Origin of the sequence: Jannaschia sp. 2305UL9-9, assembly GCF_041403465.1 — a bacterium.
Classification (GTDB): domain Bacteria; phylum Pseudomonadota; class Alphaproteobacteria; order Rhodobacterales; family Rhodobacteraceae; genus Jannaschia.
This window is the reverse complement of record NZ_JBGEHM010000002.1, coordinates 618,005-639,796: the sequence shown is the minus strand read 5'-3', so window position 1 is coordinate 639,796 and position 21,792 is coordinate 618,005. Positions and strand designations below refer to the sequence as shown.

Sequence of the window (21,792 nt, the reverse complement as noted above, 5' to 3'; positions counted from 1 at the left end):
GACCCTGCAGGACGCGCGAAAAATGCGCCGCTGACGGCGCATTCCGTGGTTGCTGCAGTTGCGACCCGGTCCTGACGAAGATGTCCCGTCAGGAGACGGGCACCCCCTTAGACTTGGCGTTCGACCATCATCTTCTTGATGGATGCGATTGCCTTGGCCGGGTTCAACCCCTTCGGACATGTCTTGGCGCAGTTCATGATCGTGTGGCATCGATACAGCTTGAACGGATCCTCCAGATCGTCGAGCCGCTCTCCGGTTGCCTCATCGCGGGAATCGATGATCCAGCGATACGCATGCAGCAGTGCCGCCGGCCCGAGGTAGCGATCGCCGTTCCACCAGTAGGACGGGCAGGCGGTCGAACAGGACGCGCACATGATGCACTCGTAAAGGCCATCCAGCTTCTCACGATCTTCGATGGACTGGCGCCATTCCTTGGCCGGGGTATTCGACTTCGTTTCCAGCCACGGCATGACCGATGCGTGCTGGGCGTAGAAATGCGTCAGGTCCGGGATCAGGTCCTTGATGACCGGCATGTGCGGCAGGGGATAGATCTTGATGTCACCCTTCACCTCGTCGATGCCCCATGTGCAGGCGAGGGTATTCACACCGTCGATGTTCATCGCGCAGCTGCCGCAGATGCCTTCCCGGCAGGACCGGCGGAAGGTCAGCGTGGGATCGATCTCGTTCTTGATCTTGATCAGCGCGTCCAGAATCATCGGGCCACAGGTGTCGAGGTCGACCCAATAGGTATCGACGTGCGGATTTTTCCCGTCCTCGGGGTTCCAGCGATAGATCTGGAACTTGCGCAGGTTGTTCGCACCCTCGGGCTTGGGCCATGTCTTGCCCGTCGTGATCTTGGAGTTCTTGGGCAGCGTAAATTGAACCATGGGTCGTTCCTCCTAGAGGGTGGTCAGAATGCCGGGCAACGCGTCCTCGGCAAAACATCGGATTGTTTCAGGGCGGCCGGCAACATCGATCACCACTTGCGTGGCCGCGGTTTGGTCATTGGTCGCGGCTGCTGTGGCCAAGGTGACTATCTCGGCGCTGTTGGCGTTGTCGATGACGCAGTCCGTCGCGGGTTCCAGCGGGATACCCGGGAACCGTTCGGCCACGATCGGATTGACGATCGACTTCGCGGCCGCGCGCGTCAGGTCGGTGCCCACGCCACTGTTGCAGGCGGCAATCCCCAGCGGAAGAATCAGCCATTCAAGCCGCATGGCGCACCTCCTCCACCCAATTGGTGGGATGCGTCTCATATCCCAGCCGAACGAGATCGGCGCCATGCGCCTCGGCGTAGGCTTCGGCAATGGCGCGGGGCATCCGGTCTCTCCACTGTCGTGCGGCCCCGGAGGCTACGTGCCGGGCCACCCGTTCGACGCGATCCTCGGGTCGGGCAAGACCACCGAACAGGGCATTGCCCCAGAAGATTTCCACACCCTTGCCGACCTCGGCTTCCGTGAGGCCGAGGTTGCGCAGATGTTCCCGAAACGCCACGCAGGACGTATCGGCGATCAGATCCTCGTAGCGCACTTCGATCCCGTTCGGCCGGTCGTAGTTCCAGCCAAGCATTTCGCCCAATGTCTGCGCGTGCTTTTCGCGCATCTCGAACAGCATCTTTTCGGCCTCGGTCGGCAAGGCGTTCAGATGCTGCTGATAGGTCAACCCGTCCAGATCCTCGCGTGGCTCATGCAGGAAATCCTCTCCCTTGCGGGGGGCATGCTGGTGATAGCGATAGCCGGACAGCAGCACATCCCGCGGATCGCGGATCACGTGCAGAATGCGCACCTCCGGCAGATCGAGGATGGCAGGACGGAACGTCGACGACCAGGAAAACAGAAAGATCCGATCGTCATCGGGTATGACCTTGCCCGTCACGGACGGATAGACCACGCGTTCCGGCACCTGCATCCATGCGGCAAGCTTGCGGAACACCGCCCGCATCCAGAGGGTGCCCGTCTTGTGGTGCGTCCCGATGCAGAACACGCGTGGGGCAACAAGGGATGTCATTGCGATGCCCGTTCGGCCGTACAGGCCAATAGGGCCTCGATCTCGTCGTTGGACATGTCGCCGGACGGATCACGCGCGAGGTCGGGCCGCCCGATGGCCGTCACGCAGGAGGCAAGGCCGGGCGTGACCTCCACCTCCGTGCCGACGAAATCAGCAGCAGATGGCGTGTTGCCCCCCACACCACCGCCGACGCAGGCCGAAAGGACAAAGGGCAGAGCGATCAGGCCGCGCGTCATGTGCGCCCGCCCAGTGTGATGCCCACGGTTGTCGGGGTGCGCCCCCCGGTCGTGCGTCGTTGGATACAATTGGCCAGCGCCTCATCCCGCGTGCGCGGGTTGAAGATCGCATCGGTGATCGTGATTCCGGCACGCGCGGATGGGCCGCCGGTGCCGATCCCGACACCGACGCGGCCCGATATACCGTCCGATTGCTCTGCCTCGTTCTGGCAAAGCCGGGCGGCCCGTTCGGCAGAGACCGGCGGTGGCGCACAAGCGGCGGTTGCCAGAAGCGGAAGGAACGCGACGAACATGCGGATCATCGCGGGATCGCCTGACAGGCATCGAGCCGGGCAAGATCGGCCTGCGATGTCGTGCGGATGGTGCCATCGACCACCGTCAACCCCTGATCGCGGGCACATTCGAGGTAGGACGCGCGCCGGGCCTCGGGCCCCGTAGGCATACAGGCCGAAAGCAGGGCCGCCGCGACGACGGCCCCGCATGGTGTAAGGCTATGGCGCATGTCCCGCGTCACGCAGCCTCAGTAGACGCGCGCCTTGGGCGCGATCTTCTTGAGGTCGATGCCGCCCTCGTTGTGGGACGTCAGCGGGTTCATGTGCACTCCGCGATACCCGAGGGACGCCTTCTGCTCCTCGCCCTTGAACCACGTCAGCGAATGCTTGCGCCAGTTGACGTCATCGCGATCGGGGAAGTCCTCGTGCGCGTGGGCGCCGCGGCTTTCCTTGCGCGCCTCGGCAGCGACGACGGTGGCCACGGCGTTGGGCATCAGGTTGGCCAGTTCCAGCGTCTCCATCAGGTCGGAGTTCCAGATCAGGGTGTTGTCGGTGACGGCGACATCGGACAGCTTGCCGGCGATGTTCTCCATCTTGTCCTTGCCTTGGGCCAGCGTCTCGCTGGTGCGGAAGACGGCTGCATCGTCCTGCATCGTCTTCTGCATCTCGAGGCGCAGTTCGGCGGTGGCGACCTGACCGCGTGCGTGGCGCAGACCGTCGAAGCGCGCGAGTGCCATTTCGACCGACCGCATGTTCGGTGCAGGCACCGGCGTCGTGGGGTCGACGATCTCACCGGCGCGGATGGCGGCGGCGCGACCGAACACCACGAGGTCGATGAGCGAGTTGGAGCCGAGACGGTTCGCCCCGTGAACCGAGGCACAGCCCGCCTCGCCCACCGCCATCAGGCCCGGGGCCACGCGGTCCTCATGCCCTTCCGACGGGGCCAGCACCTCACCCCAGTAGTTCGTCGGGATACCGCCCATGTTGTAGTGGACGGTGGGCAGAACCGGGATCGGCTCCTTGGTCAGGTCGGCACCGGCGAAGATGCGGGCCGATTCGCTGATACCCGGCAGGCGCAGGGCCAGCGTCTCGGCCGGCAGGTGCGACAGGTTCAGGTGGATGTGATCACCGTTCTTGCCGACGCCGCGACCTTCACGGATCTCCATCGTCATGCAGCGGCTGACCACGTCGCGCGACGCCAGGTCCTTGTAGGTGGGCGCATAGCGCTCCATGAACCGCTCGCCTTCGGAGTTGGTGAGGTATCCGCCTTCGCCCCGCGCGCCTTCGGTGATGAGGCAACCGGCACCGTAGATGCCGGTGGGGTGGAACTGCACGAACTCCATATCCTGAAGCGGCAGGCCCGCGCGGGCCACCATGCCGCCGCCATCGCCGGTGCAGGTGTGGGCGGAGGTGGCGCTAAAGTAGGCGCGGCCATAGCCACCCGTCGCCAGAACCGTCATCTTGGCCGAGAACAGGTGCAGCGTGCCGTCGTCCAGCTTCCAGCAGAGCACACCCTGGCACTGGCCGTCCTCGGACATGATCAGGTCGATGGCGAAATACTCGATGAAGAACTCGGCCTTCTGCTTCAGGCTCTGACCATAGAGCGTATGCAGGATGGCGTGGCCCGTCCGGTCGGCGGCGGCGCAGGTGCGCTGCACCGGGGGGCCTTCACCGTATTCGGTGGTGTGGCCGCCGAAGGGCCGCTGATAGATCTTGCCTTCTTCCGTGCGGGAAAAGGGAACGCCGTAATGCTCCAGCTCGTAGACGGCCTTGGGCGCCTCGCGCGCGAGGTACTCCATGGCGTCGGTGTCGCCCAGCCAGTCGGACCCCTTGACGGTGTCATACATGTGCCACTGCCAGCTGTCGGGCCCCATGTTGCCGAGGCTGGCCGCGATGCCACCCTGAGCGGCCACGGTGTGGGAGCGGGTCGGGAACACCTTGGTCACGCAAGCGGTGCGCAGACCCTGTTCAGCCATGCCGAGCGTCGCGCGCAGACCGGCGCCACCGGCACCCACCACCACGACGTCGTATTCATGGGTCTCGTATTCGTAAGCTGCCATTGGTCGAAACTCCTTACAGCGCCAGGCGGGCCAGGGCGTAAACGCCTGCCAGCGCCGCGGCGTAGCTGAGACATGTGGTCGCGATGATGGCGACCTTGCGTGCGGTGCCGTGCACATAGTCCTCGATCAGGACCTGCACACCCTTGGCGAAATGGACCCAGCCCACCACCAGCGTCAGGATTGCGATCAGCGCAGGCCAGGGACGGGAATAGTAGGCGACGATCTCTTCGTATGGCGCGCCGAGGACGGCACCGAACGTGAACAGGAACAGCGGGACGAGGATCAGCAGCGCCGTGCTGAGCAACGTCTGATGCCAGTGGTGCGTCGTGCCGGATCCGGCGGCCCCGAGGCCAGCAACGCGTTTGCGGTCGGTCAGATATGCCATTGTCGCGCCCCTTACAGAATGATGACGGTGAGGATGGTCAGGACGACCGACCCGGCAATCATGCCCTGGCCCAGCTTTTCGGATGTCGCGACATCCAGAAAATACCCCTGATCCCAGACAAGATGCCGCAGCCCGCCAAGCAGATGATACCAGATTGCCCAGATGGACCCCAGGAACACCAGCTTGCCGAACCAGGAGGTCAGGACCGCGTTGGCCGTCGCAAAGGCATCCGGCCCGGCGGCAGCGGCGACGAACCACCATGTGATCATGAGGCCCGCGACCACGAGGGCATTGCCCGAGATGCGAACCAGAATGGACGTCATGGACGTCAGCTGGGGACGATAGACCTGCAGGTGCGGGCTCAGGGGGCGGTTGCCCCGGTTCACGTCGGCCATTCGACGCTCCTCCTTTGTGGTCGCTGTACCGCCCGGTCTGGCGGCCTTGCTGATGCGTACACCTACGCATTTCGCACCGCATGTCACGAGGGCGGAGGGTCGCAGCACGTTAAATCGCCCAAGGAGCGATATTTGTGATCACTGCAGCCAGATGTGTGATCACATGGAACGCCATCTTGCCTGTGGCGTTACAGGTTCATCATCAATGGAAGGACAGACGATGTCGAGCAAGTCGAGAGACGAGATCTGGGACGAATGGCGCGACCTGGTGAACATGGCGCCAAAGAAGCTGGAAGACTGGCTGGAGACCGACGAGAGCAAATCCGTCGGAGCAGACAGCGGCGACGGAGAATCCAAAGGCCACAAATCCGGTGTCCGCATCGTCGAGATCAAGCGAACGAACAAGGATGACCTTTCCGATGACGACTGGGACCACATGGCCCGCGTCGTGGGATATATCAAACGGCACCTGTCACAGGGCGGACCGGATGAGGATATGGAGCATTCCGCATGGCGGTATTCGCTGATGAACTGGGGCCATGACCCGATGGCGGAGTGATCGCCATGTGGCCCATGAAAGACGCGGCATGTCTTGAGATTACCGACACGGACATGCTGTGGCGCCGGTTGGCGCAGCACCATACGAAGGCGGGGTTGCCGGATACTTCAAAGGCGGAACCCCCGCACAGGTTTTTCGACCGGGAGGGCGTTCTCGATGGCTGAACGCCCATCCCGGATCGATTGGCGCGCCGTTCAAGTTGGATGCGGGCTTGATGATCCAATCAATCAGGCCGCGCCGCACGACGTTTCGGGCCGACCGCTACGGTGCGTCGTTCGCTTCGCTCGTGCGCGGCCGGGAAAGCCCCGACTATCGACCGCGCACCTGAGACAGCAGGGCATCGACCATTTCCGTGCAGAACACGATCCGCTCATCCCAGTGAAAGTAGAAGGCGTTCTCCTCACCACAGGACTCGGATGACACCGGGATCGGGCGTGGCAGGAAGATGTGTGCGTTGACGCGATCTATGTCCCGACCCAGCAGGCGCAGTGCCTTTCCGACGGTGGCGGGCTTGAGGCTGGACTGTGGAGCAACCGGCGCGATGGAATTGAGCAGCGGCGACCATGCGGCCCGCACGCTGGCCCCACGGTCGGTACAAGACCGCAAACTTGCCAGCGGCATCCCCAGCGCAAGCGCCGTCGAGCGACGCATTTCAGGGTTCAGGCCGTAATATATACAGATTGCATAGGCGATCCGCTGATCCGCCGGCATGTATTCGGACCATGCGTCGAAGAAACTGCTGCGGGCGTCGGACCGCGCCATCTTGGTCGCATCGGTGATCAGGGCCCGCATGTCCGCTTCCGTGTGCAACCGATCCGCGAGGACGAGGGCAAAGGTATCGGCTGCCGTCTCCTCGGGACCGAACTGAGCGACATCATGCTGATCGATCACCGCATGCGCGACCTCATGATAGAGGGTCATCCGCAGATTGTTGTGTACATATTCCGCGCTGGCCGGACCGGCAGAAAGGATCAAGAGGGCAATCAATCGCAGCATGCCGCGATGTTGCAGCCCCCTGCCCGCAACGCAAGACACGCCTTGCCCTAGGCCGGCATCAAGGCCCAGTAGTCCAGATCGAGCAGGACATCCGAAAGGTATTTCCCGTCATCGCCCCGCAAGGCCCCGGCGGCCCCGCGCGTGGCCACGAGGCGCAACCGCAGCGCGCAGATGCCATCGGCCACCGGCGTGCTGTCGAGGACTTCGGACCAGGCCCGGACCGTATCGCCGGCAAAGCAGGGATTGGCGTGTACCCCGCCATTGATGCCTGCGATGATCTGCGCATTGGCCAGACCGTTGAACGACAGCGCACGCGCCAGGCTGATGATGTGCCCGCCATAGATCAGCCGCCTGCCGTCGGGGCGGTGCGTTGCGTCGAAATGTACCTTCGCGGTGTTCTGCCACAGCCGCGTGGCAAGCATGTGTTCGGCCTCCTCGATGGTCGTCCCATCGATGTGGTCGATCACCTCGCCGATCGCATAGTCGGAGGCGCGATGCCGTTCTCCCGACAGGGTGAAATCGTAATGCGCGAACGTCAGATCGGCCGGGACCGACAAGGCCTCCGGTTCCAGAACCTCTTCCAAATCGGGAATGACCGTATCGGGCGCCGGCGCATCGACATCGCCTTTGCGCACCATGACCCAGCGGACGTAGGACAACACGGCGTCTTCGTTCTGGTCAAAGCCCGTCGTGCGCACCCAGACCACACCGCTTCTGCCGTTCGAATTCTGCTTGAGGCCGATGACCTCGGATTCGGCGCGCAACGTGTCGCCCGGATAGACCGGCTTCAGGAACCGGCCTTCCGCGTAGCCCAGATTCGCGATGGCATTCAGGGAAATGTCCGGCACCGTCTTGCCGAATACCGTGTGGAACACGATCAGATCGTCGAGGGGCGCCCCGTCCAACCCGCAATCGATCGCGAAAGCATCTGAGGAATGCAGGGCGAACCGCTGTGGGTAGAGCGCATGATACAGCGCGCGCTCGCCCTCGGCGACGGTGCGCGGAACGGCGTGACGGATGGTTTCCCCGACACGGTAATCTTCGAAGAAGCGGCCCGGATTGGTCTTGGTCATTGTTGTCCCAACCTCATGTCCGGGTCGTACGGGGCATCCGTCTGCTTTGTAACGGCCTGAGCGCAGCGCATGACACCGGCCACCGGATCATGTGCATAGCTGGGATCACCATAGAGAACCCATCCCTGATCCAGTGCAGCCGTCACCTTGTGACAGAAGGCTGATGTATCCTCGGCAGTCAGCAAGCGGTACAATGTCGTCATCCTGTTCCTCATCCAAACGGGTTCACGCCGAGCCACGCATGGACCCCGGCCACGAGCGCCATCAACACGACGCCTATCACGCCGGCCTTCAAGTCACCGCGCAGCGATACTTCGGACGGTCGGTCCCATGGCTGGCTGCGGTTGATGATCGCGATCTGCATCACGGCCCACGCAAGCATTCCACCGAACAGCAGGATGGCTGCCAGATCGCCATTCACAAGCAGGTGCGCCACGGCCCACAGGATCACCGCGGTCAACTGGGGATGCCGCAACCGCGCGGACAACGCACCCTTGGCCGCCCCGACGCCGAACAGGTAGAATACCGCCAGCATCAGAAGGTTGTTGATCCCGGTAAAGGCGGCGGGCGGGTGCCAGACCGGAATGAACGCGCTGGCGCGATATCCGAGTACCATCAGAACGATTCCCAGCACGGATACGACCGCGACGAGGCCCCGCCCCTTGTCGCCCAGACCGGCCCGCCGCGCGGGCGCCAGCCGTTTGAAGAAATGCGCCCCGCTCCAGAGGGCGAGGCCTGCAATGATTCCAAGCATGTCAGCCCTCCAACGTGGCGATCGCCTCCAGCTTTGCCAGCGTTTTGCGGGCCGTGTCCACATGCAGGTTTTCGACGATGCGCCCGTCCAGAACGGCGACGCCTTGCCCGTTGGCCTTTGCCGCGTCGAACGCCTCGATCTGTCGACGGGCAAGATCGGCGTCCTCCTCGGTCGGGGCAAAGACGGTATTGGCGATGGCGACCTGTGCGGGATGGATCAGTGTCTTGCCGTCCATGCCAAGGTCGCGGCCCTGCTCACACTCCGCGGTCAGCCCCGCCTCGTCCTTGAAAGCGTTGTAGACACCGTCGATACACGGAATCCCATGGGCCCGCGCGGCAAGCAGGCATGCCTGCAGCGCAAACATCATCGGCAAGCGGTCCGCACGGTTGCGGCACCCCAGATCCTTGGCAAGATCGTTGGTCCCCATCACGAATCCCCCCATACGGGGTGCCTGTGCAATGGCGGCTGCGTTCAGGATGCCTTCGGGCGTTTCCATCATCGCCCAGATCGCGGCCCTGCTGCCCGCGACATCCAGCATATCCGCAACCTCCGCGACGTCGGCCGGGCTGTTGACCTTGGGGAGCAGAATCGCATCCGCATCGGTGGTCGAGATTGCGGCGAGGTCATCAGCCCCCCAAGGGGTATCGGCGCCGTTTACCCGCACGATCCGCGCCCGCGCGCCATAGCCACCATGTGCCAGCGCATCGGACAGGGTCTTGCGAGCGTTGGCTTTTTCATCGGGTGCGACCGCATCCTCGAGGTCGAAGATGATCGCATCGACAGGCAGGCCGCGCGCTTTTTCCAAGGCACGCTCGCGTGAGCCGGGAATATAGAGGACGGATCGATAGGGTCGGTCGGCGGCGGTCATGAGGCTCTCCGGTCGTTTGCATCGTTGGAACAGGTCGCGCAACGAACCGCAAGACTGTTACCGCAATCGGGTTTTAATGTTGCGGGCAGGCATTCTGCCTTGCGGCATGACGGACGTCCGATCGCGTTAACCGTTTCTTGGGATTCCTTCGGCATTCTAGTCGCATTCAATTCGATCCCGGCACAGTCCGGACCCCACCCCGAGGATTTGGCCCGACGCCACATCCACGCGTTCCGGGTCGTCCTGACCACCCTGAAAGGAACGTGCCATGACAAAGACCCAGAAACTGAATTGCTCCCTCTTTGCACTCGTGTCCTTCGCCCTGCTTCTGGCCTCGCTGCCGGCGGCGGCACGCGGACAGAACTGCGGTGCGCGTGGTGCCGTCATCGAACGCCTGTCTTCTCATTTCGGGGAAACGCGCCGCGGAATCGGGTTGGCACGGCAGACCGGCGTGATGGAGGTTTTCGCGTCCGACACGACCGGCACATGGACAATCACGGTCACCTTGCCGGACGGGCGCACATGCCTCGTCGCATCCGGACAGGCATGGGAGGATCGCATGGACGACCTGAGCCATCTGGCAGACGCCGACACCTGACATCGACGTCCTCTCCGGCAATGTGATGACACACGGGGGCGGCCTGCCCCGCCGGTTTTGCGGGGGACAGGTGGCTGTCCCCCGCCATCGCTGTCCCCTTGCGCGCCCCATACCGTTGGGAGTAGCCCATGCCCGTACGTACGAATGGACATACCGGAGACACGACATGGCCAGACCCAAGATCGCCCTCATCGGCGCAGGACAGATCGGCGGCACGCTCGCCCACCTCGCTGCGATCAAGGAACTGGGGGACATCGTCCTCTTTGACATCAGTGAGGGCACGCCACAGGGCAAGGCCTTGGACCTGGCCGAAAGCGGACCGGTTGCCCCCTTCGATGTCGCGCTGAAAGGCACGAACGATTATGCCGACATCGCCGGCGCCGACGTCTGCATCGTCACCGCCGGCGTCCCCCGCAAGCCGGGCATGTCCCGCGACGACCTTCTGGGCATCAACCTGAAGGTCATGAAGTCCGTCGGCGAGGGGATCCGCGACAATGCCCCCGATGCCTTCGTCATATGCATCACCAACCCGCTCGACGCGATGGTCTGGGCCCTGCGCGAATTCAGTGGCCTGCCGCATGAAAAGGTCGTGGGCATGGCCGGTGTGCTCGACTCCGGCCGCTTCCGCCACTTCCTTGCCGAGGAATTCAACGTTTCGATGCGGGACGTGACGGCTTTCGTGCTGGGCGGCCATGGCGACACGATGGTGCCGCTGGTGCGTTACTCCACGGTGGGCGGCATTCCCCTGCCCGACCTCGTGGACATGGGCTGGACCAGCCAGGAGAACCTCGACGCGATCGTGCAGCGGACCCGCGACGGCGGTGCCGAGATCGTCGGCCTGCTCAAGACCGGCTCGGCATTCTACGCGCCCGCCGCATCCGCGATCGAAATGGCCGAAGCCTATCTGAAAGATCAGAAGCGCATGCTGCCGGCGGCTGCATGGGTTGACGGGGCACTCGGCCTGAACGGGATGTATGTCGGCGTTCCGACGATCATCGGTGCCGGCGGGATCGAGCGCGTGGTCGACATCAAGCTGAACCGCGACGAACAGGCGATGTTCGACAAGTCGGTTGATGCCGTCAAAGGTCTCGTGGAGGCCTGCAAGGGAATCGACAGCTCGCTTTCCTGAGCGGACGGATCGCTGGACAGAATGGGGCTCTGCCGTTTGGCAGGGCCCTTTTTCATTGGCGGTCGGCACGGCCGCGAATATGTGATCACACTCAGCAAGCCTGTGATCACGGTTAGGCGATTTCCCGCCTGAATGGGTCGAATCCCGTTGTTTTCTGTTCCCATGAGACCGCCCGGCATGTCAGTGCCAAGGGCGACCCATCATGTGACCAGCGGGGACGCGACCTATGAACATCCACGAGTATCAGGCCAAAGCCCTTCTGCGCGACTACGGTGCGCCGGTCAGCGACGGCGTGCCCGTCACCAAGGCCGCGGACGCCAAGAACGCCGCCGGACAGCTCGATGGCCCCCTTTGGGTCGTCAAGGCCCAGATCCATGCGGGTGGCCGCGGCAAGGGCTCCTTCAAGGAGGAAGAGGCCGGCGAAAAGGGCGGTGTGCGCCTGACCAAATCGGTCGAGGAAGCCGCCGAGGAAGCCAAGAAGATGCTGGGCAACACGCTCGTGACGCATCAGACCGGCCCGGCAGGCAAGCAGGTCAATCGCGTCTACATCGAAGACGGTTCGGGTATTGCGCGCGAACTCTATCTCGCGCTTCTGGTGGACCGCCAGACCAGCCGCATCGGCTTCGTCGTCTCCACCGAAGGTGGCATGGACATCGAGGAGGTCGCCGCCTCCACCCCCGAGAAGATCGTCAACTTCTCGGTCGATCCGGCCACGGGATATCAAGCATACCACGGCCGCCGCGTGGCATTCACGCTGGGCCTGGAAGGCGCGCAGGTCAAGCAGTGCGTCAAGCTGATGGGACAGCTCTACAAGGCCTTCGAGGAGAAGGACATGGAGATGCTGGAGATCAATCCGCTGATCGTCACGGACGCCGGTGATCTCAAAGTCCTCGACGCGAAGGTCAGCTTCGACGGCAACGCCGTCTACCGCCACAAGGATGTGGCCGAACTGCGCGACGAGACGGAGGAAGACCCCAAGGAACTCGCCGCGTCCAAGTACGACCTGAACTACATCGCGCTGGACGGCGAGATCGGCTGCATGGTCAACGGCGCGGGCCTTGCCATGGCGACGATGGACATCATCAAGCTTTATGGGGCCGAGCCTGCCAACTTCCTCGACGTGGGCGGCGGTGCGACCAAGGAAAAGGTGACGGAAGCGTTCAAGATCATCACCTCGGACCCGCAGGTCAAAGGTATCCTCGTGAACATCTTCGGCGGCATCATGCGTTGTGACGTCATTGCCGAGGGCGTGGTCGCCGCAGTCAAGGAAGTCGGCCTTCAGGTCCCGCTGGTCGTGCGCCTCGAGGGTACGAACGTGCAGCAGGGCAAGGACATCATCAACAATTCGGGCCTCGACGTCATTGCCGCCGACGACCTGAAGGATGGTGCACAGAAGATCGTGCAAGCGGTCAAGGGCTGATGCCCCGCGCCCGTATCCTGACCGTGACGGCGGGCCTGCTTGCCGTCACGACCCTGTCTGCGTGCAACATGCACAATGCCGGAACCGCGCCGCGCAACATCTCGGACGGTCAGTGGACGGCACAATATGCGCCGAGCGGTGCGCCCTATGGGGCGGACCGTGAAACGCTGGATGAACGGAACTAGGTATGGGCCTTCGGGTGACAGTTCGCTCAGACGCCAAGGCCGCCGCGCAACGCTGTGCGGCCGCTTTGGTGGGCGGCCTATTGGTCGTCCTGCCGGGCCACGCAGATGCGACGCCCCAGCGGACGGCCATGCTGTCGGCTTTTGCCCAGACCTGTTTCAGCCCCCTGCTCACCGCGGAAACGGCAAAGGCCCGGCTGTCACCCAGCGGTGCGCGCCATGATTTCTACGACCTTATGCCTTTCTCGGACGTTCCCCGATCCCCGGCAAGGACCGTGGTGACACCGGGCACGGATCGCCGGTGCGAGGTATCCTTCGACGGGGATGCCGGGGATGAGGCCGCCGAGGTCGCGGCAGCGGGCCTGACCGCCGAGGGGATCCGCACCGATGCGCCCTTGCCTGCAACCCATACCGATGCGCGCATTCCAGGCACGAGCCTGCTTGCCGCGCGTTACCTGAACCCGAACCGGATTGCCGTGGTTCATACCGGGACACGCCCCGGCCCCAATGGCATCGAGACTTTCCTTTCGGTCGAACGCCTGACACCGGATGCCAGCGCCGAGGCCGCGCAGTGATCCGCCTCGCCACCCTCCTGGCCTCGGCCATGGCCCTGACCGCCTGCGTCAGCGATGCGCCGCTGCAGACCTCGGCCGGGTTCGAGGATATCGCGGTTCAGCGGATGGGCTTCACCGCCGAGGCGGTCTGCCTCAACAACACGACGCGCGGGGCGCAGGATCGCGCCGCCCGCGCACTGAACTTCCCCGTGCGCGAACGCGATGGCGCCAGCACGGTCTACGTCAATCCGGGCACGCTGACCTTCCTGCGGATCGGTCCCGCGCCGGATCAATCGGTCGATACGCCGTCGGGTGCGCGCGTCACCTATCGGGGCATCGGCTGCTCCGTCGGCTCTCCTGCCGTGGGGCTGCGCACCGCGAACCGGCTGGTGGGTGAGATCCTCGCCCCCCGCCTCGTGGACGGCAGCGAGCTGACGCGCGCGCCGGTCGGCGCAGGCACCAATGCGTCGGGCGGTGTCGGCCTGTTCTTCGATGATGTGGCCGTGACCCTGCCCATTGCCGAAACCACTATCACGAACCCCAACACGGGTGAGGGCGAAACCTTCGTCCACCCTGTCATCCTCATCCTTCACAGATAAACGACGAACCGGAGACGACATGGCCATTCTCATCGACAAAGACACCAAGGTCATCTGCCAGGGCTTCACCGGCTCGCAAGGCACCTTCCACTCGGAGCAGGCGATCGCCTACGGCACGCAGATGGTTGGCGGCGTGACGCCGGGCAAGGGCGGCATGTCGCACCTCGACCTGCCGGTCTTCGACAGCTGCCACGAAGCCGTGGAGAAGACCGGCGCGAATGCCTCCGTCATCTACGTCCCGCCCCCCTTCGCGGCCGATTCCATCCTCGAGGCGATCGACGCCGAGATCGAATTGGTGATCTGCATCACCGAGGGCATTCCGGTGCTGGACATGATGAAGGTCAAGCGCGCCCTCGACGGGTCCAAGACGCGCCTGATCGGCCCGAACTGCCCCGGTGTCATCACGCCCGACGCCTGCAAGATCGGCATCATGCCCGGTCACATCCACAAGCGCGGCTCCGTCGGGGTCGTGTCGCGGTCGGGCACCCTGACCTACGAGGCCGTCAAGCAGACGACCGACATGGGCCTCGGGCAGTCCACCGCCGTCGGCATCGGGGGCGACCCGATCAAGGGCACCGAGCATATCGACGTGCTGGAGCTGTTCCTCGCCGATCCGGAAACGCAGTCGATCATCATGATCGGTGAGATCGGCGGTTCCGCCGAGGAAGAGGCCGCGCAGTTCCTCGCCGACGAAAAGCGCGCTGGCCGCTGGAAGCCGACCGCTGGTTTCATCGCCGGACGCACCGCCCCTCCGGGCCGTCGCATGGGGCACGCCGGTGCGATCGTCGCCGGTGGCAAGGGCGACGCGGAAAGCAAGATCGAAGCGATGAAGTCCGCTGGTATCGTCGTGGCCGACAGCCCTGCAACGCTGGGCGAAGCCGTGAAAGAAGCCATCGGCTGATGTGGCGTGCGGCATCTCTGGCCGCGGTGTTTGGCCTCGCCCTGACGGGCGGGGCCTTTGCCGTGGGCGACGTGCCGCCTGCTTGTCTGACCCCTGCAACCGACCTCGACATGACCTTGTCGGGATTGGAAAGGGACGGGTGGATTGCCGTTCCCGATGGAACGCTGACGCCGGAGGTACGGGACTTGTTGGTCTGGTCCTATGTCTCCGACTACCTCATCGGCGATACGGGCGGCGAAGACGTGCAGCGGTTGCTGTCGTTGCAGCTTGGCACGGTCGACGCCCTTGCACGCAAACGCGATATCCCCGGCAGCAAGGCGCGTCTGTTGCAACAGGACGGCGGTGCGCTTGCCGTGTTCTGGCGCGTCGCGACTCCGGAGACGCTGGAAATACAATGCCGCGCCGTGCGCCTTTCACCCGAATACCCCGCGTCGGCGGACCTGATGGATGCTGGTGCCGTGCAGGCAGTGCCCGATGGCACGGTGCAGACCATCGTTCTGAACCTTGACGGCATCGACGCCTCTATCGACGACGCCCCGGTCGGGGGCCCGCTGCTGGTCGGGCATAGCCTGATCCGTTTCGCGGGGGTGCCTGCGCTATGATCCGCGTCGCTGCCATCCTGATCGCCTTGGCGGGATCCGTGTCCGCCCAAGGCCTGCCGCAGCCGATGGCCCCCTGCCTTGCGACGCATTTCGATGCCGACCGCTACCGCGCAGACCTCGAGGCGTTGGGCTGGGCTTTCATCCCTGCGCTCAGCCGCGCGACACAGATCGATCGATTGGCCGATGCCTTCGGCGCGCTGTCAGTCCCGGAGGGGACGGCCCCGGAGGATATCGACGCCCGGTCGCGCGCCATCTGGCGGGATCGGGGCGAGGAAGCGATGATCTTCGAGGGCGGCGGCCAGACCCTGATGATGGCCGGGGTCGTCGCCGATGACGATTCCGCCCGCGTCACGATCCGATGCTATCTGACCGTGCCCGACCCTGCCACGCTGACCGCCGGGTTCGACGCGGCGAGCGCGCAAGGAAAGCTGACGGAAGGGACGACCCAGTCCTTCAGCGTGACACAAAGGAACACCGATCTGGGTCAGACGTTTGAAATCACCTTCGTCCGACCCGATCCTACAACGGCCAGCACCGCACCTGCCGGCCTCGCCACCCGCTTCGATTTCCCGGCAACTGCCGACTGACCCGCCGCCTGCCGCCCGCCACGCCCACCCGGAGGAACTCCATGACCGACCAATCCGACAACGACGTCTTTCACTCCACGTCCTTCCTGCAGGGGCACAACGCCGAATACCTCGAGCAGATGTATGCGCGTTATGCGACCGATCCCGGCGCCGTGGACGAAAGCTGGCAGCACTTCTTCAAGGCACTGGCGGATGATGGCGCGACGGCACAGGCCGAGGCGGCGGGCCCCTCCTGGTCGCGCGGCGACTGGCCCCCGATGCCGAGCGACGACCTGACGGCGGCGCTGACCGGGGAATGGGCCCCCGATCCCAAGGAGGCCAAGGCGGCGGGCCAGAAGATCAAGGACAAGGCCGCTGCGGTCGGTGCGCCGGCCCCGAACGACGATCAGATCAAGCGCGCCGTCCTCGACAGCATCCGCGCCCTGATGCTGATCCGCGCCTACCGGATCCGCGGCCACCTCGCCGCCGATCTCGACCCGCTCGGCATGCGCGCCGAGACCCCCCATCCGGAGCTCGACCCCGCCTCCTACGGGTTCAAGCCCGCCGACATGGATCGTCCGATCTTCATCGACAACGTTCTGGGTCTCGAAATCGCGTCGATGCGGCAGATCCTCGATATCGTGAAGCGGACCTACTGCGGCACCTTCGCGCTTCAGTACATGCACATCTCGGACCCGGAGCAATCCTCCTGGCTGAAGGAGCGGATCGAGGGCCTTGGCAAGGAGATCGAGTTCACGCAGAACGGCCGCCGGGCCATCCTCAACAAGCTGGTCGAGGCCGAGGGCTTCGAGAAATACTTGCACGTCAAGTACATGGGCACCAAGCGCTTCGGCCTCGACGGCGGCGAGGCGCTGATCCCCGCGATGGAGCAGATCATCAAGCGCGGCGGACAGCTGGGCCTGGAGGAAATCGTGATCGGCATGCCCCACCGCGGCCGGCTGAGCGTGCTGGCGAACGTGATGGGCAAGCCCTACAAGGCGATCTTCAACGAATTCCAGGGCGGCAGCTTCAAGCCCGAAGACGTCGATGGCTCGGGCGACGTGAAATACCACCTCGGCGCCTCGTCGGATCGGGAATTCGACGGCAATTCGGTCCACCTGTCGCTGACGGCCAACCCCTCGCACCTGGAGGCGGTGAACCCGGTCGTGCTGGGCAAGGTGCGCGCCAAGCAGGACCAGAAGAACGACACCAACCGCACCAAGGTCGCGGGCCTGCTGCTGCATGGCGATGCGGCTTTCGCGGGTCAGGGTGTCGTGGCCGAATGTTTCGCCCTGTCGGGCGTGCGCGGGCACCGCACCGGCGGCACGATCCATATCGTCGTCAACAACCAGATCGGTTTCACGACGGCGCCGCACTTCTCCCGCTCCTCGCCCTATCCGACTGACAACGCCCTCGTGGTCGAGGCGCCGATCTTCCACGTCAACGGTGACGATCCGGAGGCGGTGGTCCATGCCGCCCGCGTTGCCATCGAATTCCGCCAGAAGTTCGGGCGCGACGTGGTTCTGGACATCTTCTGCTACCGCCGGTTCGGCCATAACGAAGGCGATGAGCCCATGTTCACCAACCCGGTGATGTACAAGCGGATCAAGGGGCACAAGACGACGCTCAGCCTGTACACCGAGCGGCTGGTCAAGGATGGCCTGATCCCCGAAGGCGAGATCGAGGACATGAAGGCCTCGTTCCAGGATCGCATGGCGCAGGAGTTCGAGGCCGGGAAGGACTACAAGCCCAATAAGGCCGACTGGCTCGATGGCCGCTGGTCCCACCTCGACCGTCGCGACGCCGAAGACTACGCCCGTGGTGAGACGGCCATCGCCAAGGATACCTTCGACGAGGTCGGCCGCGCGCTGACCTCCGCGCCCGAGGGCTTTCCGCTGCACAAGACCATCGGACGCCTGCTGGATGCAAAGGCCCAGATGTTCGACGGCAAGGCCGGGTTCGACTGGGCCACGGCAGAGGCATTGGCCTTCGGCTCCCTGCTGACCGAGGGCTACAAGGTCCGGCTTGCCGGACAGGACAGCACGCGCGGCACCTTCAGCCAGCGGCATTCCGGCTTCGTCAATCAGGAGACGGAGGAGCGGTATTACCCCCTCAACCACATCCGCGAGGGGCAGGCCCCCTACGAGGTGATCGACAGTGCGCTGTCGGAATACGCGGTCCTCGGGTTCGAATACGGCTATTCGCTGGCCGAACCGAACGCCCTGACCATGTGGGAGGCGCAGTTCGGCGATTTCGCCAACGGTGCACAGATCATGTTCGATCAGTTCATCTCGTCCGGTGAATCCAAGTGGCTGCGCATGTCGGGCCTCGTCTGCCTGCTGCCGCACGGCTTCGAGGGTCAGGGGCCGGAGCATTCGTCGGCCCGACTGGAACGCTTCCTGCAGCAGTGCGGGTCGGACAACTGGATCGTCGCGAACTGCACCACGCCCGCGAACTACTTCCACATCCTGCGCCGACAGCTGCACCGCGATTTCCGCAAGCCGCTGATCCTGATGACGCCCAAATCGTTGCTGCGCCACAAGCTGGCCGTCAGCACGGCCGCCGAATTCACCACCGGCAGCAGCTTTCACCGCGTGCTGTGGGACGATGCGCAACAGGGCAATTCGGACACGACGCTGGTCGCGGATGACAAGATCAAGCGCGTCGTCATCTGTTCGGGCAAGGTCTACTACGACCTGCTGGAGGAGCGCGACGCCCGCGGCCTGACGGATGTCTACATCCTGCGGCTGGAGCAGTTCTATCCGTTCCCGGCCAAGTCGATGGTGGACGAGTTGGGTCGTTTCAAGCAGGCCGAATTCGTCTGGTGTCAGGAAGAGCCGAAGAACCAGGGGGCCTGGACCTTCGTGGAACCGAACATCGAATGGGTCCTGACCCGGATCGGCGCTGCGAACACGCGCCCCCGTTACGTCGGCCGCACCGCCTCCGCCTCGCCCGCGACGGGCCTGGCCAGCCAACACAAAGCACAACAAGCCGCGCTCGTGAACGAAGCGCTGAGCATGGAGGGTTGATCCCATGAGCATCGAAATCAAAGTTCCCACCTTGGGTGAATCCGTGACCGAGGCGACCGTCGCCACCTGGTTCAAGAAGCCGGGCGACAGCGTCGAGGTCGACGAGATGCTCTGCGAGCTGGAGACCGACAAGGTCACCGTCGAGGTGCCCTCGCCCGCCGCAGGCACCCTGTCCGAGATCGTCGCCGACGAGGGCGACACGGTCGGCGTCGATGCCCTGCTGGCCACCCTGTCCGAAGGCGAAGGCGCCGCACCGGCGACCGAAGACCCCAAGAAGGCCGAGCAATCCGCCGACAATGCCCCCGGCCAGGCGGATGCGGAGATGACCGAAGGATCGGGCGAGGCCGTGGACGTGATGGTCCCTGCCTTGGGTGAATCGGTGACCGAGGCGACCGTTGCCACGTGGTTCAAGAAGGCCGGTGACACCGTCGCCGCCGACGAGATGCTGTGCGAGCTGGAGACCGACAAGGTCTCCGTCGAGGTGCCGGCACCCACGGCGGGCGTGCTGTCGGAAATCCTCGCCGATGAAGGCGTCACCGTCGAGGCGGGCGGCAAGCTGGCCGTGATTTCCGGCGGGTCGGGCGGTGCCGTGCAGGCCCGCGCCGCCAACCCCGAGCCCGCCGCAGATGCCGGCAAGGCCGAGATCGAGGAGGCCAAGGCCAATGTCGCCGCCAAGGGTCGGTCGGACGTGGAAAACGCCCCCTCCGCCAACAAGCTGATGGCCGAAAAGGGCCTGTCCGCGGATCAGGTCAGCGGCTCGGGCCGTGACGGTCGCGTGATGAAGGAAGACGTGCTCAAGGCCGCGGCCGCCGCACCGGCACCCGCCCCTGCGGCCGCCCCGCGTGCCCCGGTCGCCGCCAGCGACGAAAGCCGCGAGGAGCGGGTCAAGATGACCCGTCTGCGCCAGACCATCGCCAAGCGCCTCAAGGACAGCCAGAACACCGCCGCGATGCTGACCACCTACAACGAGGTGGACATGAAGGCGGTCATGGACCTGCGCAACGAATACAAGGACCTGTTCCTCAAGAAGCACGGCGTGAAGCTGGGCTTCATGTCCTTCTTCACCAAGGCCTGCGTCCATGCCCTGAAAGAGGTCCCCGAGGTCAACGCCGAGATCGACGGCACCGACATCGTCTACAAGAACTTCGTCCACATGGGCATTGCCGCGGGCACGCCTACGGGCCTTGTCGTGCCCGTCATCCGCGACGCGGACGCAATGTCCTTTGCAGAGATCGAGAAAGCCATTGCCGAAAAAGGGGCCAAGGCCCGCGACGGCAAGCTGTCGATGGCGGAGATGCAGGGCGGCACCTTCACCATCTCCAACGGTGGCGTCTATGGCTCGCTCATGTCGTCCCCTATCCTGAACCCGCCGCAGTCGGGCATCCTCGGCATGCACAAGATCCAGGACCGTCCGATGGTCGTCGGCGGCGAGATCGTGATCCGTCCAATGATGTATCTGGCGCTCAGCTACGATCACCGCATCGTCGACGGCAAGGGCGCGGTGACCTTCCTCGTGCGCGTCAAGGAAGCGCTGGAGGATCCGCGCCGCCTGCTGATGGACCTGTAAAGACGACGGTGGCATCGGGCCCTGTCGCTGTCCGATGCCACCGCGTTCCCGAAGGCAGAACATGTATCCCGCGAAAACGGCGGCCCTTCATGAAACCCTGCCGTTCCTCCCGGGGTTGACCCTACTCAACCCGGATTGGAGCCTGCCATGAACCTTCTCATTCACCTTGTCCCCGCCGATTACGATGCCTGGAAACAGGATCTCGATGCCACCGCCGAACAGCGGATGCAGGCGGGGATGACGCTTCTGCAACTGTGGCGACAGGCGGACGGCCCCGGCGTCACCGCCCTGTTCGAGGTGAACGACCGCAAGAAGGCCCAGGCCTGGCTGGACCGCGAAAGCGCGACGGGCCCCGACCTCGACGCCCGCTTCCTGAGGACCGCCTGACATGACCCCCACCCGCCGCGCCATCGCCTTCTGGCTGATCCGGGTCGCCATCGCGATCCTGCTCGTAATCGGTATTCAGGCATGGCGCGGGCCGGATCCATTGTTGTGGTGGTTGGCGGCCGGCTATGTCGCGATTTCCGCCATCACCACGCTGATCCTGATCCGCAGGGGGGGCAGATGACACCGGAACTGACCGCCCTCGCATTGGCGATCCTGCTGCAGGCCGTGCAGTTCGTATTGATGGCGGTGCCGGCGAACCTCGAACTCGGCACCGGCAAGACGACCTCGCCACGGGATCGCAACCGCATGGGCGGTGACCTCGAAGACCTCGTCTCCGTACGGACGGCGCGGTTGTGGCGAGCCATGAACAATCATTTCGAGGCCCTGATCCTGTTCGCCCCGGCTGTGACGATCGTTGTCCTGTCGGACCAATCGACCACCCTCACCGCGACCTGCGCCTGGGTCTATCTGGCCGCGCGGGTCCTCTACGTCCCGGCCTATGCCTTCGGGTGGCAACCGTGGCGCTCCTACATCTGGATGGTGGGCTTCACCGCCACCATCGTTATGGTTATCTCAACACTCATCTGACCTTCCTCTGGCCGGAAATACCTCGGGGGTCCGGGGGCTGGCCCCCGGCGCGCGCAAAAGGATAC

30 protein-coding genes are annotated in these 21,792 nt (G+C 64.4%); 16 read left to right on the top strand and 14 right to left on the bottom strand.

Features of this window, described 5'->3' with window-relative positions:
• Window positions 1-107: 107 nt before the first annotated feature.
• From V6N07_RS11020 to sdhC, 9 genes are read right to left on the bottom strand one after another with little or no spacing between them, the layout of a single operon-like run.
• A complete protein-coding gene (locus tag V6N07_RS11020; RefSeq protein ID WP_371156354.1) occupies window positions 108-887 on the bottom strand; it encodes a succinate dehydrogenase iron-sulfur subunit in 780 nt (259 codons plus the stop codon).
• 12 nt (window positions 888-899) lie between these two features.
• Window positions 900-1,217: a hypothetical protein gene (locus V6N07_RS11015; RefSeq protein WP_371156353.1), complete on the bottom strand. Its 318-nt coding sequence runs from the start codon at window positions 1,215-1,217 to the stop codon at window positions 900-902.
• Window positions 1,207-2,007: a sulfotransferase domain-containing protein gene (locus V6N07_RS11010; RefSeq protein ID WP_371156352.1), complete on the bottom strand. Its 801-nt coding sequence runs from the start codon at window positions 2,005-2,007 to the stop codon at window positions 1,207-1,209. The genes V6N07_RS11015 and V6N07_RS11010 overlap by 11 nt, the downstream gene beginning before the upstream one ends.
• Window positions 2,004-2,243, bottom strand: a complete 240-nt coding sequence (locus tag V6N07_RS11005; RefSeq protein WP_371156351.1) for a hypothetical protein — start codon at window positions 2,241-2,243, stop codon at window positions 2,004-2,006. The genes V6N07_RS11010 and V6N07_RS11005 overlap by 4 nt, the downstream gene beginning before the upstream one ends.
• On the bottom strand, window positions 2,240-2,545 hold the full coding sequence (locus V6N07_RS11000; RefSeq protein ID WP_371156350.1) for a hypothetical protein: 306 nt from the start codon (window positions 2,543-2,545) through the stop codon (window positions 2,240-2,242). Before V6N07_RS11000 ends, V6N07_RS11005 begins: the two co-directional genes overlap by 4 nt.
• Window positions 2,542-2,745 carry a hypothetical protein gene (locus V6N07_RS10995; RefSeq protein WP_371156349.1) on the bottom strand — a complete coding sequence of 68 codons (204 nt, stop codon included), beginning with the start codon at window positions 2,743-2,745 and terminating at the stop codon, window positions 2,542-2,544. The genes V6N07_RS11000 and V6N07_RS10995 overlap by 4 nt, the downstream gene beginning before the upstream one ends.
• Window positions 2,746-2,763: 18 nt before the next feature.
• Window positions 2,764-4,575, bottom strand: coding sequence for a succinate dehydrogenase flavoprotein subunit (gene sdhA / locus V6N07_RS10990; RefSeq protein ID WP_371156348.1), 1,812 nt, complete (start codon window positions 4,573-4,575; stop codon window positions 2,764-2,766).
• 13 nt (window positions 4,576-4,588) lie between these two features.
• Complete coding sequence (gene sdhD, locus V6N07_RS10985; protein ID WP_371156347.1) at window positions 4,589-4,960, bottom strand: succinate dehydrogenase, hydrophobic membrane anchor protein; 372 nt, start codon at window positions 4,958-4,960, stop codon at window positions 4,589-4,591.
• Window positions 4,961-4,971: 11 nt separating this feature from the next.
• Window positions 4,972-5,355 carry a succinate dehydrogenase, cytochrome b556 subunit gene (sdhC, locus tag V6N07_RS10980; RefSeq protein WP_371156346.1) on the bottom strand — a complete coding sequence of 128 codons (384 nt, stop codon included), beginning with the start codon at window positions 5,353-5,355 and terminating at the stop codon, window positions 4,972-4,974.
• 220 nt (window positions 5,356-5,575) lie between these two features.
• Between sdhC and V6N07_RS10975 the strand changes: the two genes are divergently transcribed.
• Window positions 5,576-5,914, top strand: a complete 339-nt coding sequence (locus V6N07_RS10975) for a DUF3140 domain-containing protein (protein WP_371156345.1) — start codon at window positions 5,576-5,578, stop codon at window positions 5,912-5,914.
• A gap of 14 nt (window positions 5,915-5,928) precedes the next feature.
• On the top strand, window positions 5,929-6,078 hold the full coding sequence (locus V6N07_RS10970; RefSeq protein ID WP_371156344.1) for a hypothetical protein: 150 nt from the start codon (window positions 5,929-5,931) through the stop codon (window positions 6,076-6,078).
• A gap of 145 nt (window positions 6,079-6,223) precedes the next feature.
• On the opposite strand, the gene V6N07_RS10965 is transcribed toward V6N07_RS10970, so the two are convergent.
• The 5 genes from V6N07_RS10965 to V6N07_RS10945 are packed head-to-tail and all read right to left on the bottom strand — an operon-like array spanning window position 6,224 to window position 9,605.
• Window positions 6,224-6,910 (bottom strand): DUF4344 domain-containing metallopeptidase, encoded by a 687-nt coding sequence (locus V6N07_RS10965; RefSeq protein ID WP_371156343.1) that lies wholly within the window; start codon window positions 6,908-6,910, stop codon window positions 6,224-6,226.
• 47 nt (window positions 6,911-6,957) lie between these two features.
• Window positions 6,958-7,983: a MaoC family dehydratase gene (locus V6N07_RS10960; RefSeq protein ID WP_371156342.1), complete on the bottom strand. Its 1,026-nt coding sequence runs from the start codon at window positions 7,981-7,983 to the stop codon at window positions 6,958-6,960.
• The gene (locus tag V6N07_RS10955) at window positions 7,980-8,186 is read right to left on the bottom strand and encodes a DUF1737 domain-containing protein (RefSeq protein WP_371156341.1); all 207 of its coding nucleotides are present in this window, start codon (window positions 8,184-8,186) and stop codon (window positions 7,980-7,982) included. The genes V6N07_RS10960 and V6N07_RS10955 overlap by 4 nt, the downstream gene beginning before the upstream one ends.
• An 8-nt stretch (window positions 8,187-8,194) precedes the next feature.
• Window positions 8,195-8,737 carry an NnrU family protein gene (locus tag V6N07_RS10950; RefSeq protein ID WP_371156340.1) on the bottom strand — a complete coding sequence of 181 codons (543 nt, stop codon included), beginning with the start codon at window positions 8,735-8,737 and terminating at the stop codon, window positions 8,195-8,197.
• Between the two features lies 1 nt (window position 8,738).
• On the bottom strand, window positions 8,739-9,605 hold the full coding sequence (locus tag V6N07_RS10945; protein ID WP_371156339.1) for a CoA ester lyase: 867 nt from the start codon (window positions 9,603-9,605) through the stop codon (window positions 8,739-8,741).
• Between the two features lie 268 nt (window positions 9,606-9,873).
• Between V6N07_RS10945 and V6N07_RS10940 the strand changes: the two genes are divergently transcribed.
• From V6N07_RS10940 to V6N07_RS10875, 14 genes are all read left to right on the top strand, one after another.
• Window positions 9,874-10,203, top strand: coding sequence for a hypothetical protein (locus V6N07_RS10940; protein WP_371156338.1), 330 nt, complete (start codon window positions 9,874-9,876; stop codon window positions 10,201-10,203).
• 166 nt (window positions 10,204-10,369) lie between these two features.
• Complete coding sequence (gene mdh / locus V6N07_RS10935; protein ID WP_371156337.1) at window positions 10,370-11,332, top strand: malate dehydrogenase; 963 nt, start codon at window positions 10,370-10,372, stop codon at window positions 11,330-11,332.
• A gap of 226 nt (window positions 11,333-11,558) precedes the next feature.
• Entirely contained in the window at window positions 11,559-12,752 is a 1,194-nt protein-coding gene (sucC, locus tag V6N07_RS10930; protein ID WP_371156336.1) for an ADP-forming succinate--CoA ligase subunit beta, read from the top strand.
• On the top strand, window positions 12,752-12,937 hold the full coding sequence (locus V6N07_RS10925; protein WP_371156335.1) for a hypothetical protein: 186 nt from the start codon (window positions 12,752-12,754) through the stop codon (window positions 12,935-12,937). Before sucC ends, V6N07_RS10925 begins: the two co-directional genes overlap by 1 nt.
• Before the next feature lie 14 nt (window positions 12,938-12,951).
• Entirely contained in the window at window positions 12,952-13,509 is a 558-nt protein-coding gene (locus V6N07_RS10920; protein ID WP_371156334.1) for a succinyl-CoA synthetase subunit beta, read from the top strand.
• The gene (locus V6N07_RS10915; RefSeq protein WP_371156333.1) at window positions 13,506-14,087 is read left to right on the top strand and encodes a hypothetical protein; all 582 of its coding nucleotides are present in this window, start codon (window positions 13,506-13,508) and stop codon (window positions 14,085-14,087) included. Before V6N07_RS10920 ends, V6N07_RS10915 begins: the two co-directional genes overlap by 4 nt.
• 19 nt (window positions 14,088-14,106) lie before the next feature.
• The gene (gene sucD, locus V6N07_RS10910; RefSeq protein WP_371156332.1) at window positions 14,107-14,988 is read left to right on the top strand and encodes a succinate--CoA ligase subunit alpha; all 882 of its coding nucleotides are present in this window, start codon (window positions 14,107-14,109) and stop codon (window positions 14,986-14,988) included.
• A complete protein-coding gene (locus tag V6N07_RS10905) occupies window positions 14,988-15,590 on the top strand; it encodes a hypothetical protein (RefSeq protein ID WP_371156331.1) in 603 nt (200 codons plus the stop codon). Before sucD ends, V6N07_RS10905 begins: the two co-directional genes overlap by 1 nt.
• Entirely contained in the window at window positions 15,587-16,177 is a 591-nt protein-coding gene (locus tag V6N07_RS10900) for a hypothetical protein (RefSeq protein WP_371156330.1), read from the top strand. Before V6N07_RS10905 ends, V6N07_RS10900 begins: the two co-directional genes overlap by 4 nt.
• Window positions 16,178-16,218: 41 nt before the next feature.
• The gene (locus tag V6N07_RS10895; protein WP_371156329.1) at window positions 16,219-19,185 is read left to right on the top strand and encodes a 2-oxoglutarate dehydrogenase E1 component; all 2,967 of its coding nucleotides are present in this window, start codon (window positions 16,219-16,221) and stop codon (window positions 19,183-19,185) included.
• Window positions 19,186-19,189: 4 nt separating this feature from the next.
• On the top strand, window positions 19,190-20,752 hold the full coding sequence (odhB, locus tag V6N07_RS10890; RefSeq protein ID WP_371156327.1) for a 2-oxoglutarate dehydrogenase complex dihydrolipoyllysine-residue succinyltransferase: 1,563 nt from the start codon (window positions 19,190-19,192) through the stop codon (window positions 20,750-20,752).
• A gap of 147 nt (window positions 20,753-20,899) precedes the next feature.
• Window positions 20,900-21,139: a DUF3303 family protein gene (locus tag V6N07_RS10885; protein ID WP_371156325.1), complete on the top strand. Its 240-nt coding sequence runs from the start codon at window positions 20,900-20,902 to the stop codon at window positions 21,137-21,139.
• Between the two features lies 1 nt (window position 21,140).
• Entirely contained in the window at window positions 21,141-21,320 is a 180-nt protein-coding gene (locus V6N07_RS10880; RefSeq protein ID WP_371156323.1) for a hypothetical protein, read from the top strand.
• Window positions 21,317-21,727 carry an MAPEG family protein gene (locus tag V6N07_RS10875; RefSeq protein WP_371156322.1) on the top strand — a complete coding sequence of 137 codons (411 nt, stop codon included), beginning with the start codon at window positions 21,317-21,319 and terminating at the stop codon, window positions 21,725-21,727. Before V6N07_RS10880 ends, V6N07_RS10875 begins: the two co-directional genes overlap by 4 nt.
• The last annotated feature ends 65 nt before the right edge of the window (window positions 21,728-21,792 follow it).